Origin of the sequence: Paraburkholderia sp. BR14320, assembly GCF_040948665.1 — a bacterium.
Classification (GTDB): Bacteria; Pseudomonadota; Gammaproteobacteria; order Burkholderiales; family Burkholderiaceae; genus Paraburkholderia; species Paraburkholderia youngii.
The window spans coordinates 74,808-89,760 of sequence record NZ_JBFPKG010000010.1; the positions used below are offsets into that span (position 1 = coordinate 74,808).

Genomic DNA, 14,953 nt, shown 5'->3' on the forward strand with positions numbered 1-14,953 from the left:
TGCGGCCGCGGCCGTCGATAAACTGCTATTCTTGCTGTCGCGCGGCCCACGCTCCGGCCGCCCGCCGCGTGCAAGCGGCAGACCCCGACAAGCTCCCGGCGGCGCTAACGCGCCCGCCTTCGCAAAGACAGGAATACGCATGTTCGGTTTTCTGCGCGGCTACTTTTCCAACGACCTCGCGATCGACCTCGGCACGTCGAACACGCTGATCTACATGCGCGGCAAAGGCATCGTTCTCGACGAGCCGTCGGTCGTGTCGATCCGCCAGGAAGGCGGGCCGAACGGCAAGAAGATCATTCTCGCCGTGGGCCGCGAAGCGAAGCAGATGCTCGGCAAGGTGCCGGGCAACATCGAGGCGATCCGGCCGATGAAAGACGGCGTGATCGCCGATTTCAACATCACCCAGCAGATGATCAAGCGCTTCATCCAGATGGCGCATGAGGCGCGGCTTTTTGCACCGTCGCCGCGCATCATCATCTGCGTGCCCTGCGGTTCGACCCAGGTCGAGCGTCGCGCGATCAAGGAGGCCGCGCATAGCGCGGGCGCCTCGCAGGTCTATCTGATCGAGGAACCGATGGCTGCCGCGACGGGCGCCGGCCTGCCGGTGTCCGATGCGACCGGCTCGATGGTCGTCGATATCGGCGGCGGCACCACCGAGGTCGGCGTGATCTCGCTCGGCGGCATCGTGTACAAGGGTTCGGTGCGGGTCGGCGGCGACAAGTTCGACGACGCCATCGTCAACTACATTCGCCGCAACTACGGCATGCTGATCGGCGAGCAGACCGCCGAAGCGATCAAGAAGGAAATCGGCTCCGCGTTTCCGGGCTCCGAGGTCATGGAGATGGAGGTCAAAGGCCGCAACATGTCCGAGGGCATTCCGCGCAGCTTCACCGTGTCGAGCAACGAAATCCTCGAAGCGCTGACCGATCCGCTGAACCAGATCGTCTCGTCGGTAAAGATCGCCCTGGAACAGACGCCGCCGGAACTCGGCGCGGACATCGCCGAGCGCGGCATCACGCTCGCGGGAGGCGGTGCGCTGCTGCGCGATCTCGACCGTCTGCTCGCCGAGGAAACCGGCCTGCCGGTGTTCGTCGCCGAGGCGCCGCTGACCTGCGTCGTGCGCGGCTCGGGCATGGCGCTGGAGCGGATCGAGAAGTTCGGCAGCTCGTTTTCCTACGATTGATGTGCGCGCCGACCACTGAACGATGACGACCCTGCCCGCCTACGAGCCGCCCGTCGACGAAACCGAGTTGCTGTTGAAGTGGATTCGCCGCGCGCGCGAATCGCAGATGAGCCATTACGACATGGCGGATCTGCTGTCGGCGCGCGAGCGCCGCATGGGCTGGCTGGTGACCGCGCTGACCGCGTTCGTCGGCACCGCGGTGTTCGCGTCGTTGAGCGTGCCGCCGGTGTCGTTCGAGATGCGGATATTCGTTGGGCTCGTCAGCGTGACGGCGGCGATTTCCGCGGCGTTGCAAACGTTCCTGCGGTATGCGGAGCGAGCCGAGAAACATCGCGCGGCCGGTGCGCGCTATGGCGCGGTGCGCCGGCGGCTCGAAGCGGTGTTTGCCGGCGACGCCGATGCGCGCGAAGCGCACTACCTCACCGGCATTCGTACCGAACTCGACCGTCTCGCCGAAGACTCGCCGAACGTGCCGCCGCGAATCTTCTATCGCACGCAGCGCACGTTGCTGGCGGACAGGCCGCGTCGGCGCGACGCGTGAAACGGGCGGCTTTACGTTTCCGTTTCCATTTCCGTCTTCATTTCAGATCACAAATCGTCCGCGCTGATACCCAGCTCGGCCGCCATGCGCCGCACGACGGCCTGCAGACGGCTGACTTCGTCGGCGAGACGCTTCTGCTCGGCCTTCAGCGCCTCGAATGCGGACAGCGGCACGCTGTCGTCCTCGGCCACCGCCGACTGCGCGGCTTCGCTGAGGCTGACCTCGCCACACAACAGATGCATCCAGCGGTTCTCGCGCTCGCCCGCCATGCGCGGCAGCCGGACGACGCGAGGCGGATCGTTCGCGGCCAGCTCGTCGAGAAACGCTTCGACCGACGAGATATCGGCGAAACCATGCAGACGCGCGCTGTTCAGGCGCAATTCGGCGGCCGTTTGCGGGCCGCGCAGCAGCAGCGTGGTCAACAGCGCGATCGACTGCCCCGGCAGTCCGAGCACGCGGTTCATGTTGTGCTCGAAGCGCGGCACGCGGCTACTGCTGCCCTCGAACACGAGGCTCAGGCGTTTCAAGCCGTCGATGGCGGTCAGCACCTCGGCCTCGGTCGCGTTCATTACCGGCGCGCGGCCGGTCTTCTGATTGCAGCCGAGCGTCAGCGCGTTCAGCGATAGCGGATAACTGTCGGGTACTGTGTTCTGTTTTTCGACGAGCACACCGAGGACACGTCCTTCGAGCGCGGTCAGCGCGCGCAGCGAGGGTCGGGAAGGAGCGTCGGGAGTCGAATTCATGGGGATACGAGGTCTCGTGGAAGATGCGCGCGCCGTTCGCGGCTGGACGGCACGTCCTGTCAGGTGGCCACTATGATAAACGCGGCGCGGCCCGCGCGGTGCGGGAATCTGCGCTGCCGGGGCCGCCGCGCGTCAGGCGGTCTTCGAATACTTGAAGGTGCCCTGCGCGCTCGCGATCAGCAGCTTGCCGTCCACCCATGCTTCCGCCCGAGAAAAGAAAATCGAACGGCCCGAGCGTTCGAGAAAACCCTTCGCGGTGACCGTCGCGCCGAGCCCCTTGTCCAGATAGTTGGTGGTCAGCGACAGCGTGAAGCCATGCCGCGCCGGTTGTCCCGGCTGCGCATACAGGCCCGCGTAGCCCGCGGCGGCATCGAGCAGCGTCGCGATCGCGCCGCCTTGCAGCACGCCCTGACGATTGAGCTTGCTCGCGTCGATCGGCATCAGCAGCTCGGCGTAGCCGTCGCGCCATTGCGTCAGACGCACGCCGAGCGAGTCGAGAAACGGGTTGTCGATGGGAAAGTCGGACATGATTCGGGCCTTGGCTCGGTCGGAACGAACCGTGAGCATACCCTTGAACCGCGCGGCGGCAGCGGCGAGGCGCGCACGCGGGCAAATCCCGCCGCATCTGCTAGTGTGAAGGGATGGACATTCTGTTTCGTGGAGATTCCATGCGCTCCGCTAGCTCGAAATCTGGCGAGCCTACCCGCCTGACCGACGCGCAGATCGCCGCTGAAGCGGCACGCCGTCTCGCGTGGGACTCGGCCGTGCCGCCGCGCGCCGTGCGCGTGAAGGTCACGCGCGGGCGCATCACGCTGTCGGGCGAGCTTCAGCACGAAGCACAGCGCACCGCGATGCTCGAAGACGTGACGCGGTTGTTCGGCGTCACCGGCATCGCGGACCGGACCATGGTCAAATCGGCATAACGCGGCTCGAGCGGGTCAGGCGCGTCAGATCTAGCCCGCTAGCAGCAGTTCCCGACAATGCCGCGCGATCTGCTTCTCCTCCTCGGTGTGCAGCACCCTCACCTTGCCCGCCGGATCGCCCTCGACGAGCCCAAGAAACGCAAGCCCATCGCATACGCGCCGCCGGACCTCGGCGCTGTGCTCGCCGATCCCGCCGGTGAACACCAGTAGATCGATGCCGCCAAGCAGCGCCGCGTAAGCGCCGATCGTCTTGCGCACGCCGGTCGCAAACGCATCGAGCGCGAGCGACGCGTGCGCATCGCCGGCCACCGCGCCTTTTTGCAGCGCTTGCATGTCGCTTTCGCCGTCCGCGTAACCGGCCAGACCGCTCTGGCGATTGAGCAGCGTGTCCAGCGCATCCGCGTCGAGCCGTTCCGCGCGCATCAGATACAGCAGCACGCCCGGATCGAGGTCGCCGCTGCGCGTGCCCATCGGGACGCCGCCGGTCGGCGTCAGGCCCATCGTCGTATCGACCGAGCGGCCGTCGAGCAGCGCGCACAGGCTCGCTCCGTTGCCGAGATGCGCGAACACCGCGCGCGACGGCAACGCCGCGCCGAGTTGCTTGACCAGCGATTCGTACGACAGCCCGTGAAAGCCATAGCGGATCACACCGGCGTCCGCATAACGGCGCGGCAGCGGGAGCCGCGCGGCGCGCGGCGGCAGCGTCGCATGAAAAGCGGTGTCGAAGCACGCGTAATGCGTGGCGTCGCGGAAAATCTGCGTGGCTTCGTTGATCAACTCGAGTGCCGGCGGGATATGCAGCGGCGCGAAGTGCAGCGCGTCGAGCAACTGACGCCGCACGTCGTCGGTGATGCGCTGGTGCGTGCGCAGATGCGGACCGCCATGCACGACGCGATGCCCGACCGCCGGGGGCCGCGCGTGATGCTGTTGCACGAGCAGTTGCGAAAGCTGTTGCAGCGCCTCGGTCTGCGAGTCGAGTTTCTGGTCCTGCTGCAACAGCACGCGGCCGTCGGCCGCCTTGATCCGCAGGCGGCCGTCGGTGCGGCCGATGCCCTCGGCCGCGCCTTCGAGCAGCAGCGTTTCGTCGTCGGCCGAAGGTGCGAAAAGCCCGAACTTCAACGACGACGACCCGCTGTTCAACACGAGGATCGTCCGTTCCTGATCGTGGTCGTGCATGGTGTTCCCCCTCAGCCTTTCCACGTCCAGTTACGGATTTCCTCCTTGTCGATCCCCTCCTCGTGCGCATATGCGAGATGCTCGATGATCTGCCCGCGCAGCCACTCCTTCGTATGATCGCCGACGCCGCGCAGCGTCGGCACGCGATCGATCGCATCGATCGCCAGCGTGAAGCGGTCGACGCCGTTGATGATCGCGAGTTCGAGCGGGGTATTGATGTTGCCCCTCTCGTTGTAGCCATGCACGTGCATGTTGCCGTGGTTCTTGCGGTTGTACGTGAGCTTGTGCACGAGCGCCGCATACGCGTGGAAGTTGAAGATCACCGGTTTGTCGGTCGTAAACAGCGAATCGAAATCACGGTCGGACAGTCCATGCGGATGCGCACGCTCCGGCATCAGGCGGAACAGATCGACCACGTTGACGAAGCGGATCTTCAGCGTCGGGCAGTGCTCCTTCAGGATCTGCACCGCGGCGAGCGCTTCCATCGTCGCGATGTCGCCCGCGCACGCCATCACGACGTCCGGCTCGGCGCCCTGATCGGTCGACGCCCAGTCCCAGATGCCGATACCTTTGGTGCAGTGAATGACGGCCGCGTCCATGTCGAGATAATCCAGATGCGGCTGCTTGTCGGACACGATCACGTTGACGTAGTCGCGCGAGCGCAGGCAGTGGTCGCCAACGCTCAGCAGACAGTTCGCATCGGGCGGCAGATAGATGCGCACCACATCCGGGCTCTTGTTCGTGACCACGTCGAGAAAACCGGGGTCCTGGTGCGTGAAGCCGTTGTGATCCTGGCGCCACACGATCGACGTGATCAGCAGATTGAGCGACGGCACCGGCTGCCGCCAGCCGAGCTCGCGCTTGGATTTTTCGAGCCATTTCGCGTGCTGGTTGAACATCGAGTCGATCACGTGCACGAACGCTTCGTAGGTCGCGAAGAGCCCATGACGGCCGGTCAGGTTATAGCCTTCCAGCCAGCCTTCGAGCGTGTGCTCGCTGAGCATCTCCATCACGCGGCCGTCGGGCGACAGGTGGCCTCCGTCGGCGTCGCTCGGTTCGAGCGGATCGAGCCAGGTCTTGCCCGACACTTCATAAACCGCATGCAGCTTGTTGCTCGACGTTTCATCGGGACCGAACAGCCGGAAGTTCGACATGTTCTTGCGCATCACGTCGCGCAGGAAGGTGCCGAGCACCGCGGTCGGCGACGTATACGCCGCCGCCGGTTTCTTCACGGCGACCGCGTAATCGCGGAACGACGGCATGTCGAGCATCTTGCACAGCAGCCCGCCGTTCGCGTGCGGATTCGCGCTGATGCGGCTCGCGCCTTCGGGCGCGAGCGCGCGCAGTTCTTCGACGAGGCGGCCATTCGCATCGAACAGCGTTTCAGGACCGTAGCTGCGCAGCCAATCCTCGACGATCTTCAGACTCTTGCGATTGGTCACCGCATCGGCCACCGGCACCTGATGCGAGCGCCACGAGCCTTCCACCTTGTGACCGTCCACTTCTTTCGGCCCGGTCCAGCCCTTCGGCGAGCGCAGCACGATCATCGGCCAGCGCGGCCGAGTGGTGTCGTTGTTCTGCCGCGCGTTCTGCTGGATCGCGCGAATTTCGCTGAGGCATTGTTCGAGCGTCGCCGCCATCTGCTGATGCATCGTGTCGGGATCGTCGCCTTCGACGAAATATGGCTTGTGCCCGTAACCGACCATCAATGCCTCGAGCTCTTCATGCGGAATGCGCGCGAGCAGCGTCGGATTGGCGATCTTGTAGCCGTTCAGATGCAGCACCGGCAGCACCGCACCGTCGCGGATCGGGTTCAGGAATTTGTTCGAATGCCACGAGGTGGCGAGCGGCCCGGTCTCCGCTTCGCCGTCGCCGATCATCACGGTGACGATCAGATCAGGATTGTCGAACGCGGCGCCGTAGCCGTGCGACAGGCAGTAGCCAAGTTCGCCGCCTTCGTGAATCGAGCCCGGCGTTTCCGGCGTGCAATGCGAACCGATGCCGCCCGGGAACGAGAATTGCCGGAAAAAGCGCCGCATACCGTCTTCGTCCTCGCTGCGGTCCGGATAGACCTCCGAATAGGTGCCTTCCAGATAGCAGTGCGCGAGACTCGCCGGCGCGCCGTGACCGGGGCCGGACAGAAAGATCATGTCGAGATCGTGTTTGCGGATCAGCCGGTTCAGATGCACGAGCACGAAGCTCTGGCCGGCGTCGGAACCCCAGTGGCCGAGCAGCCGGTTCTTGATGTGCTCGGGCTTCAGCGGTTCGCGCAGCAGCGGGTTGTCGCGCAGATAGATCATGCCGACCGACAGATAATTGCATGCGCGCCAGTACCGATCGAGGTTGCGCAGCATATCGGGGTCCAGAACTTGCGGTGGGGTGGGATGCGAGGTTGCTTCGGCCATGGCGTCACTCCTCGAAAAGAACTGTCAGGCTGGTTGGCGGATGATGCGGTGCAATCGAAACGAAGCCGTGGGGCACGGGTCGAATGTACTAAGCTGCTCAAACCGGGGGCGAATGTTTCTACCCCTCGCAGTATCTGGCGCTGAATGTGGCATTCGTACTGCAATTGCCTTGCGCTGTCTGCTTTCTTTTCGTGATCCTCTGTCTCAGGTCAATGGCCGCCATGTCGACATCTCCCAGTGCGCTCAAAGTGCTTAAGGTTCTGGTCCTTACGCTCGTATTGACGTTCGTGGCGGTCGGAATACCGATAGGCGTATTCGGGCTGCTGGTCAAGCTTTTCAGCCACGCGTAGCACTGCGGCGCCGCTGTCGGCACGCGGACGCGAGCGCCGCGGAATGTGTATGCTCTCTGAAAAACCGGGCGCGACATTTGCATCGCGCCGCTCATTCAACGCAAGGAGAGAGCCTTGGCCAACCACAGCGACCACACCAACAACCCGTCCGCTTCGCAATCCGATCCTGAATTGCAGGCGCTCGCCCGGGAAGTCTTCGACCTCGCGCGACGCGGCGATGCGACGATGCTCGCCGCCGTCATCGAAAAAGGCGTACCGCCGAATCTGCGCAACGAGCGCGGCGACAGCCTGCTGATGCTCGCGAGTTACCACGGCCACGTCGACGCGGTGCGCACGCTGCTCGAACAGGGTGCCGATGCGAACCTGCGCAACGATGCGGGGCAGACGCCGATCGCGGGCGCCGCGTTCAAGGGCTTCGACAACGTGATCGAAACCTTGCTCGCGCATGGCGCCGACGTCGAAGGCGCATCGCCCGATGGCCGCACCGCGCTGATGATCGCCGCGATGTTCAACCGCACCGCAATCGTCGATCTGCTGCTCGCGCACGGCGCGGACCCGCATGCGCGCGACGCGAACGGCGTCAGCGCGGCCGATGCCGCCGCGCGCATGGGCGCAGCCGATACCCAGGCGCGCCTGAAAGCGCTGGGCGCTTGATCTCGCGACTTCACCCGCGACTCCATCCAAGAGGCGGTGCCCGCACATCGCGCGCGGCGCCGCCTAGTTGCCCTTCCCGCTACGCAACAGCGTCTGCACGTCGATCTCCGCCAACTCGCCGATTCGCCCGATGCTCACGTCCGCGGGCGGATTGTTCGCGATCTCCTTCGGATCGAACGCATAGTGTCCCTGGCGCGGAAACACGGTCGTCAGCTCCGCGCCCCATGCCTGCTTCATCGCGCTCAGAATCCGCAGCTTGTCGTCGACCATCACGTAATGGCGCGCCGGATAGCAATCCATCACCTGATCGAGCATCAACTCCTTGTGGATGTAGATCAGCACGCGTCCTTCGACTTCGTCCCACAGGCCCGAGCGCGAAATCTTGCGCGGCTGGAACACGACGTCGCCGTCCGACAGGATCACCGTCGGCCCGTACTTGCCGACATGCCGCAGCGCGTCGAGCGCACCCGGATAGAGCCGGTTCGCAAACGGATACTCAATCAGGAACGACGACATCAGCAGCAGACGCGTGTCGCGTGGATGCTCGGTCCGGTAGCGCTGCAGCGCACCGAGGTAGTCGGCGTAGCCAAGTTCCTTACGCAGGTTCTCGAAAATTTCCCAGTAGCGCGCACTGTTCTCTTCGCCGAACTGCCCCATCATGTGCGCGCGCAGATCCTGCAGCACGTGATCGTTGTCGAGCAGCGTGTTATCGCAATCGAATAGAAATACGACGTCGTGCGGCGTGGCGGAAGTGACTGGCATCGCGGTTCCTCGTGGGCAGGTTCGTGGATCGCCTCGGCTACTTCAGTCCGCCGTCCGGCGCGACGGGTTTTTCCGCGTGACCGCCGAAATCGTGCCGCATCGCCGACAGCACGCGGTTCGCAAAATCGGCTTCTCCGCGCGAACTGAAGCGCGCGAACAGCGCCGCGCTGAGCACCGGCGTCGGCACGCCTTCGTCGATCGCCGCCGCGACGGTCCAGCGCCCTTCGCCCGAATCCGATACGCGGCCGGCGTAGCCTTTCAGTTCGGTGTCGCCGGCGAGCGAGCCGGCGATCAGGTCGAGCAGCCACGAGCCGATCACGCTGCCGCGCCGCCACACCTCGGCGATGTCCGCGAGATTCAGATCGTACTGATACAGCTCGGGGCGGCGCAGCGGCGCCGTCTCGGCATCGGCTTCGCGCGCGTGGCGGCCGGCGTCGGCGTGGCGCAGCACGTTCAAACCCTCGGCGTAGGCGGCCATCAGCCCGTACTCGATGCCGTTATGAACCATCTTGACGAAATGCCCCGCGCCTTGCGGGCCGCAATGCAGAAAACCCTGCTCGGCGGTGCTCGCGCCCGCCACGCGGCCCGGTGTCGCGCTCTCGGTGCCGACGCCGGGCGCCAGCGCCGAGAAGATCGGTTCGAGCCGTTTCACGACCTCGGCCTCGCCGCCGATCATCAGGCAGTAGCCGCGCTCGCGCCCCGCCACGCCGCCGCTCGTGCCGACGTCCACATAGTGAAGCTGGTGCGCGCCGAGCTGTTGGCCGCGGCGGATGTCGTCGTGATAGTAGGAGTTGCCGCCGTCGATCACGATGTCGCCCGGTTCGAGCAGCGGCACGAGCTTGTCGAGCGTCGCGTCGACCACCGCGGCCGGCACCATCAGCCACACGGCACGCGGCCTGGCGAGCTTCGCGACGAGGTCTTCGAGCGAACTGGCGCCGGCTACGCCTTCCTGCTTCAGCCTGTCGACCGCCGCCGGCTGCACGTCGTACACGATGCATTGCTGAGCGCCTTTGGTCAGGCGCCGCACCATGTCGGCGCCCATCCGTCCCAATCCAATCATGCCTAGCTGCATAGCTCGCTCCGAAAGATGCTGCGTTGCGCTGTCCGATTTTCTGGTCGTCGTGTTGCGGCGGCGTGGTTGCCCTTAAGCATAGGCGCTGTGTCGCGAGGTGCGCCGAATGGGTCGAAAGAAGCCGCACTTTTTTGCAGAGGTGCGGCGCGGGTCAAAGTTCCGCGTGGCTGGAGGCGCGCCGCATCCGCACGAAAGCGAACGCGGCGGCATCGCGCGTCATTCGCTGCGCTCGGGCAAGCGCGTGCCGCGGCGCGCGGCCAGCTTCGCGTATTGCTCAGCCGTGAAGCGCTTCACCGCGCGCCACATCACCGGATAGCGATAGCCGGGCACCGCGAACAGCACGAGCGCGCACAGCCCCAGCAGTCCGCAAAACAGGAACGTGCCGCGATAGCTGAACGCCTGCACGAGCAGCCCGGACAGCACGCCCGAAAGGATCGAGCCGACCCGCGCCGCATTGAAGAACAGCGCAGTCGCTCGCCCGGGCGAGTGCGGCATCAGATCCTGCACGTAGGTCATGCCGAGGCACGAGGTCACGGCGACCACGAACGCGTTCAGCATCTGCATCGGGATCAGCACGCTGACGCTGCCGGCCAGCGACATCGCGACAAAGTACACCGCATGCACGGCCGCGCACGCGGCAAGCCAGTTCGGCTTGTGCAGCGACGACGACTTCGCGCCGAGCGCGAGCATCATCGGGATCTCGGTCAGCGCGCCGAGGCCGAGCATCACCGACACGTCGAGATGCGTGCCGTTCAGCCCGTGCACGATGTAGAGCGGCAGCACGATCATCGTCGCGTTCGCGGCGAGGCCGAGCAAGGTCAGCGCGGTCACCGAGCGCAGGATGTCGTTCGCCGACGCGGCCGGCAGCGTTTCGTGCGCATCCTCGCCGGGTTGCCGCAGCGGCGGCACCGTGATCGACGCGGACGGCTCGGACGCGGTGTCCTCGACCGTGTGATCGCCGAGATGGCTCTGCGGCTCCTGCATGCGCCAGACGATGAAGCCGCAGATCGCGAAGCTCGCGGCCGCGAACAGGAACAGCCCGGTGAAGTTCGTCGCCGCGAGCACCAGCGCGCCGACCGACGGCCCGAACACCCATGCGGCCGACAGGATCGTGCGCAGCGTCGCGCTGGCGAACACGCGCTCGGCTGGGTCAGGCACCGGCAGCGCCGCGCGGCTGAACGAGAACACCATCGAAATCGCCGAGCCGCCCGCGCCGATGAACACGATACCGACCACGAGCAGCAGCCGGTAATCGCGCACCACGCACAGACACAGGTAGCCGAGCGCGGCCAGGATCAGCGCCGCCAGCAACAACGGGCGGTGCCGCCCGCTCCTGTCGCTCCAGCGCCCGGCGGCCGTGCTCGCGAGCACGCCGCTCGCGGCGATCAGCGTCATGAAGACGCCGAGCCGGAACGGGGTCATGCCGGCGCGTTCGATGCCGAACAAAGACAGATACGGTGCGGTGAAGGACATCGCCACACCGAGCATCAGGGTGGCGGCAGCGAGCGGCTTGAAGCCAGGAATGCGAAGCAGGTCGAAAAAACGCGCAGTTTTCAACACGGGGACGGAAGGTCAGGTGGAGCGGGCCTCGCTGCGCTTCGATGCGCGCGACGGCACGATAGGCGTCGCGGGCTCGGGGCCAAAACGACCGGGGCATTATCGACCCGGAGCGCGGCTCGCGTAAACCCGCTCACAGCCGTCCCAAATGTGAAATGCGCGCGCGTGGGTGTAGCGCTGCTCGCGCCGTGCGGTGCCGATGCGCGCCGTTAGCGGCAAGCTCCCAGCACACTCGCCGCTACTTGCCCTCAGTTGCGCGCATTTGCTGCGCCTGCGCCTTGTAGTCGTAGGTCGGATAGAACTCGGTGTGATAGCCGCCCCACGCGGTCGATTCGATCGCGCGGTTCACTTCGCGCAGCCGGCTCGCGGGCACGCGCAGCGTCACGACTTGTCCGATGCCCATCATCACGTACCACGACACGACTTCGATGCCGGGCGGCGGAAAGGTCTTGAAGAAGCCCTGCTCGCGCAGTTGATCGTTGATCTTCGGCAGCGGCTTCGATTCGTCGTGGCGCAGGAAGATCGTCAGCAGGAAGGTGTCGTCGGCGGGAGCGGACGTTGGGGTCGCCGGGGTGGCCGCGATCGTGGCGGGGGGCGCCGGGTCGGCGGCGTGGGCGAGCGGCGCGATGGCCAACATTCCCAACGACACGGCGAGACCAGCGACTGTCGATGCAATGAGCATGAAACGCCTCCATCACGGATTGAACCGAGCTTCGATCACACGCCCGCGCAGCAATCCGCGCTCCAGCGTGAACGCATCACACGACGACGTAGCCGCGCTGTTCGAGCGTCCAGCGATGCCACCGGTTGCCATACGCGCCGCACGCGAACGCGAACACGATCGACAGCCCGAAGCCGATCAGATCGGCCGTCTCGCCCCACAGACCGATGCCGAGCAGGATCACGTTGATGCCTAGCATCACGAAAGCGGCGAACCACATTCTTTTCGACAGCGCCCAGATGAAGCCGAGCAGGCACGCGCCCCAGCTGAAGCCGGTCGCGACCGCGATCGCGTCCTTGTGTTGCGGATGTTGCAGATAGATTCGTGCGTTCATGTCTTGCGAGGTTCCGTGCGATGACGCGGCGCGTCGATCGGTCGAGCACGCGCGCACGGCTTTTTAACATGCCGCGGCGACATCACGCGCATCGGCTGCATACGGCCGCTGCGCTGACGATCCGCGGCATAGCTGCTACCCTTGGCAGATCACGATCAAGAGCGGAGCACGCATGACCTCCCCGACAGCTTATTCCCCGAAAGCCCCTTCCCGCGCCGAGCTCGACTCGCTGCCCGGTGCCACCGTCGTCGAATTCGGCACCGACTGGTGCGGCTATTGCCAGGGTGCGCAGGCCTCGATCCGGCAGGCGCTCGCACCGCACGCGGGCGTGCGGCATCTGAAGATCGAGGACGGTCCCGGCCGCCCGCTCGGCCGCTCGTTCAAGGTTAAGCTTTGGCCGACGCTCGTGCTGATGCGCGACGGCGCCGAGGTCGCGCGCGTGGTGCGGCCACGCAGCGCCGAGGACATCGAGGACGCGTTCGCGTCGCTCTGAGATTCGAGCTCCATCATGCGCCAGGTCATCCATCATCTGCGTGTCCAGGCCCGTGGCCGCGGCCTGGTCGAATTTACCGACGACGCGCGCCGCTTCGTCGACGATACGGACATCCGTACCGGTCTGCTCACGGTATTTTGCCGGCACACGTCGGCGTCGCTGCTGATTCAGGAGAATGCCGATCCATCGGTACGGCGCGATCTGCAGCGCTACTTCGAGACCCTCGCGCCCGAGGACGACACGCGCTACGAGCACGACACCGAAGGCCCCGACGATATGCCCGCGCATCTGCGCACGGCACTCACCCAGGTGCAGCTATCGGTGCCCGTCGAGCATGGAAGAATGGTGCTCGGCACATGGCAGGGGCTCTATCTGTTCGAACATCGGCGTCAGCCACAGCCGCGCGATATCGTGTTGCATCTGCTCGGCGAATAAAGTCCGCTTTCGCACCCACTCGTCACGCAAAGGAAACTGTCACCGGCACTTCTCCGCACACCGCATCGTACGGAGCCTACCCAAGGGAGCACACCTCATGGACACCCGTAGCGAGCTGCAAGCCACCGTCAAGGCGATGATTCAACCCGGCAAGGGTCTTCTCGCCGCCGACGAAAGCGGCCCGACCATCGCCAAACGCTTCAAGACGATCGGCCTCGAATCGACCGAAGAAAACCGTCGCGCGTATCGCAACCTGCTGCTGACGACACCCGGCCTCGGCGAGTTCGTGAGCGGCGTGATCCTCTACCAGGAAACGCTCGGCCAGAAAGCCGACGACGGCACGCCGTTCCCGCAAGTGGCCGCGGCGAACGGCATCGTGCCGGGCATCAAGGTGGACCTCGGCAAGGTGCCGCTCGCGCTCGCTCCGGGCGATGAAATTACCGAAGGCCTCGACGGTCTCGCCAAACGCTTCGTCGATTACAAGCGGCAAGGCGCGCGCTTCGCGAAGTGGCGCGCGGTCTACAACATCACCGCGAGCCTGCCGAGCCGGCTCGCGATCGAGGCGAACGCCGATTCGCTCGCGCGCTACGCGGCGATCAGCCAGGAAGCCGGCATCGTGCCGATCGTCGAACCCGAGGTGCTGATGGACGGCGATCACACGATCGAGCGTTGCGCGGAAGTGACCGAGGCCGTGTTGCACGAGGTGTTTCATGCGCTGCATCGGCATCGCGTCGTGCTCGAACATATCGTGCTGAAGCCGAGTATGGTGCTGGCTGGCTCCGAGCATGAGCAGCAGTCGAGCACCGCGCATATCGCGGCGGCGACCGTTCGCGTGCTGATGCGCACGGTGCCCTCTTCGGTGCCGGGTCTCGTTTTCCTGTCGGGCGGACAGTCGCCCGAGGAAGCTACCGCCAATCTCAGCGCGATGAACCGGCTCGGCGCGCTGCCGTGGAATCTGAGCTTCTCGTATGGGCGCGCGTTGCAGGAGCCGCCGTTGAATGCGTGGCGCGGCCAGCCGGGCAACGTGAAGCAAGCGCAGCAGGCGCTGCTCAAGCGCGCGCGTCTGAATGGCGCGGCCGCGCTCGGCAAGTACGACCCGTCGATGGAAAAGGATTGACCCGCCGGCGGGCGAAGCGCGAATCGCCCGTCAGCACGCTTCTATACGAAACCACAGGAGCCCACACGCCGGGGGACCGGCGCGCGGCTCCTGCCGTCCTTCTGCCTCGATACGCGGCGCTTACTGCCCCTTCGTATCGCTGCTCGCGTCGGCGCCCGGCATATTCGTCGAATCGGTCATGGGCTTTTTCGACTTCGAATGCTTCTTCATGTGATGGTGGGTCGCAGGCGTGGTCGTCGCCGCCGGGCCCGCATCGCCGCCCTCGCGCGACGAGGTCGCGGCGTTGGTGCTCGGGTCGGTGCCGGCCGGCCCCCCGCCGCCGCCGCCGGCGCCTTGCGCCATCGCGAGCGACGAAGCCGCGAGCAAGGTGGAAACGAGCACTGCGTGTCTGATCTTCATGGCGATTCTCCTTGGTGTCGAAACTGTCGAAAGGAAGTGGGCGCGCGACAGCCGCACGCGCAAACCTCGCACTCTTTTCAGCAAGGGC

17 protein-coding genes are annotated in these 14,953 nt (G+C 65.5%); 7 read left to right on the top strand and 10 right to left on the bottom strand.

The features are described 5' to 3' along the window. Positions 1-139: 139 nt before the first annotated feature. Positions 140-1,183 (top strand): rod shape-determining protein, encoded by a 1,044-nt coding sequence (locus AB3X89_RS12660; protein ID WP_176105923.1) that lies wholly within the window; start codon positions 140-142, stop codon positions 1,181-1,183. A gap of 22 nt (positions 1,184-1,205) precedes the next feature. Next, complete coding sequence (locus AB3X89_RS12665) at positions 1,206-1,724, top strand: SLATT domain-containing protein (protein ID WP_176105924.1); 519 nt, start codon at positions 1,206-1,208, stop codon at positions 1,722-1,724. A gap of 47 nt (positions 1,725-1,771) precedes the next feature. Here AB3X89_RS12665 and AB3X89_RS12670 read toward each other — a convergent pair whose 3' ends face one another. Together AB3X89_RS12670 and AB3X89_RS12675 are read right to left on the bottom strand one after the other, a co-directional pair. Continuing rightward, positions 1,772-2,467 (bottom strand): YceH family protein, encoded by a 696-nt coding sequence (locus AB3X89_RS12670; RefSeq protein WP_368583575.1) that lies wholly within the window; start codon positions 2,465-2,467, stop codon positions 1,772-1,774. A 132-nt stretch (positions 2,468-2,599) separates the two neighbouring features. After that, positions 2,600-2,995 (bottom strand): PaaI family thioesterase, encoded by a 396-nt coding sequence (locus AB3X89_RS12675; RefSeq protein WP_368583576.1) that lies wholly within the window; start codon positions 2,993-2,995, stop codon positions 2,600-2,602. Positions 2,996-3,135: 140 nt separating this feature from the next. Between AB3X89_RS12675 and AB3X89_RS12680 the strand changes: the two genes are divergently transcribed. Then, positions 3,136-3,390: a BON domain-containing protein gene (locus AB3X89_RS12680; protein ID WP_368583577.1), complete on the top strand. Its 255-nt coding sequence runs from the start codon at positions 3,136-3,138 to the stop codon at positions 3,388-3,390. Between the two features lie 30 nt (positions 3,391-3,420). On the opposite strand, the gene AB3X89_RS12685 is transcribed toward AB3X89_RS12680, so the two are convergent. Both AB3X89_RS12685 and AB3X89_RS12690 read right to left on the bottom strand, forming a co-directional pair. Then, entirely contained in the window at positions 3,421-4,566 is a 1,146-nt protein-coding gene (locus tag AB3X89_RS12685; protein ID WP_368583578.1) for an acetate/propionate family kinase, read from the bottom strand. A gap of 11 nt (positions 4,567-4,577) precedes the next feature. Next, complete coding sequence (locus AB3X89_RS12690; RefSeq protein ID WP_368583579.1) at positions 4,578-6,971, bottom strand: phosphoketolase; 2,394 nt, start codon at positions 6,969-6,971, stop codon at positions 4,578-4,580. 464 nt (positions 6,972-7,435) lie between these two features. Here AB3X89_RS12690 and AB3X89_RS12695 point away from each other — a divergent pair, with 464 nt between their 5' ends. Next, the gene (locus AB3X89_RS12695; RefSeq protein WP_368583580.1) at positions 7,436-7,975 is read left to right on the top strand and encodes an ankyrin repeat domain-containing protein; all 540 of its coding nucleotides are present in this window, start codon (positions 7,436-7,438) and stop codon (positions 7,973-7,975) included. A gap of 63 nt (positions 7,976-8,038) precedes the next feature. Here the strand turns inward: AB3X89_RS12695 and AB3X89_RS12700 are convergent, their stop codons facing one another. From AB3X89_RS12700 to AB3X89_RS12720, 5 genes are all read right to left on the bottom strand, one after another. Continuing rightward, positions 8,039-8,737 carry an HAD family hydrolase gene (locus tag AB3X89_RS12700; protein WP_368583581.1) on the bottom strand — a complete coding sequence of 233 codons (699 nt, stop codon included), beginning with the start codon at positions 8,735-8,737 and terminating at the stop codon, positions 8,039-8,041. Between the two features lie 37 nt (positions 8,738-8,774). Further along, positions 8,775-9,809: a phosphogluconate dehydrogenase (NAD(+)-dependent, decarboxylating) gene (gene gnd / locus AB3X89_RS12705; RefSeq protein ID WP_368583582.1), complete on the bottom strand. Its 1,035-nt coding sequence runs from the start codon at positions 9,807-9,809 to the stop codon at positions 8,775-8,777. 216 nt (positions 9,810-10,025) lie between these two features. After that, a complete protein-coding gene (locus AB3X89_RS12710; RefSeq protein WP_368583583.1) occupies positions 10,026-11,369 on the bottom strand; it encodes a sugar efflux transporter in 1,344 nt (447 codons plus the stop codon). Between the two features lie 235 nt (positions 11,370-11,604). Next, positions 11,605-12,048, bottom strand: a complete 444-nt coding sequence (locus AB3X89_RS12715) for a hypothetical protein (protein ID WP_368583584.1) — start codon at positions 12,046-12,048, stop codon at positions 11,605-11,607. 76 nt (positions 12,049-12,124) lie between these two features. Further along, on the bottom strand, positions 12,125-12,421 hold the full coding sequence (locus AB3X89_RS12720; RefSeq protein ID WP_368583585.1) for a DUF2628 domain-containing protein: 297 nt from the start codon (positions 12,419-12,421) through the stop codon (positions 12,125-12,127). Positions 12,422-12,593: 172 nt separating this feature from the next. Here AB3X89_RS12720 and AB3X89_RS12725 point away from each other — a divergent pair, with 172 nt between their 5' ends. The 3 genes from AB3X89_RS12725 to AB3X89_RS12735 all read left to right on the top strand — a co-directional run bounded on the left by AB3X89_RS12725 (position 12,594) and on the right by AB3X89_RS12735 (position 14,466). Next, the gene (locus AB3X89_RS12725; protein WP_368583586.1) at positions 12,594-12,914 is read left to right on the top strand and encodes a thioredoxin family protein; all 321 of its coding nucleotides are present in this window, start codon (positions 12,594-12,596) and stop codon (positions 12,912-12,914) included. Between the two features lie 15 nt (positions 12,915-12,929). Beyond that, positions 12,930-13,349, top strand: coding sequence for a secondary thiamine-phosphate synthase enzyme YjbQ (locus AB3X89_RS12730; RefSeq protein ID WP_368583587.1), 420 nt, complete (start codon positions 12,930-12,932; stop codon positions 13,347-13,349). A gap of 97 nt (positions 13,350-13,446) precedes the next feature. Continuing rightward, positions 13,447-14,466, top strand: a complete 1,020-nt coding sequence (locus AB3X89_RS12735) for a class I fructose-bisphosphate aldolase (RefSeq protein ID WP_368583588.1) — start codon at positions 13,447-13,449, stop codon at positions 14,464-14,466. Positions 14,467-14,586: 120 nt separating this feature from the next. On the opposite strand, the gene AB3X89_RS12740 is transcribed toward AB3X89_RS12735, so the two are convergent. Further along, the gene (locus tag AB3X89_RS12740) at positions 14,587-14,865 is read right to left on the bottom strand and encodes a hypothetical protein (protein WP_368583589.1); all 279 of its coding nucleotides are present in this window, start codon (positions 14,863-14,865) and stop codon (positions 14,587-14,589) included. Between the last annotated feature and the right edge of the window lie 88 nt (positions 14,866-14,953).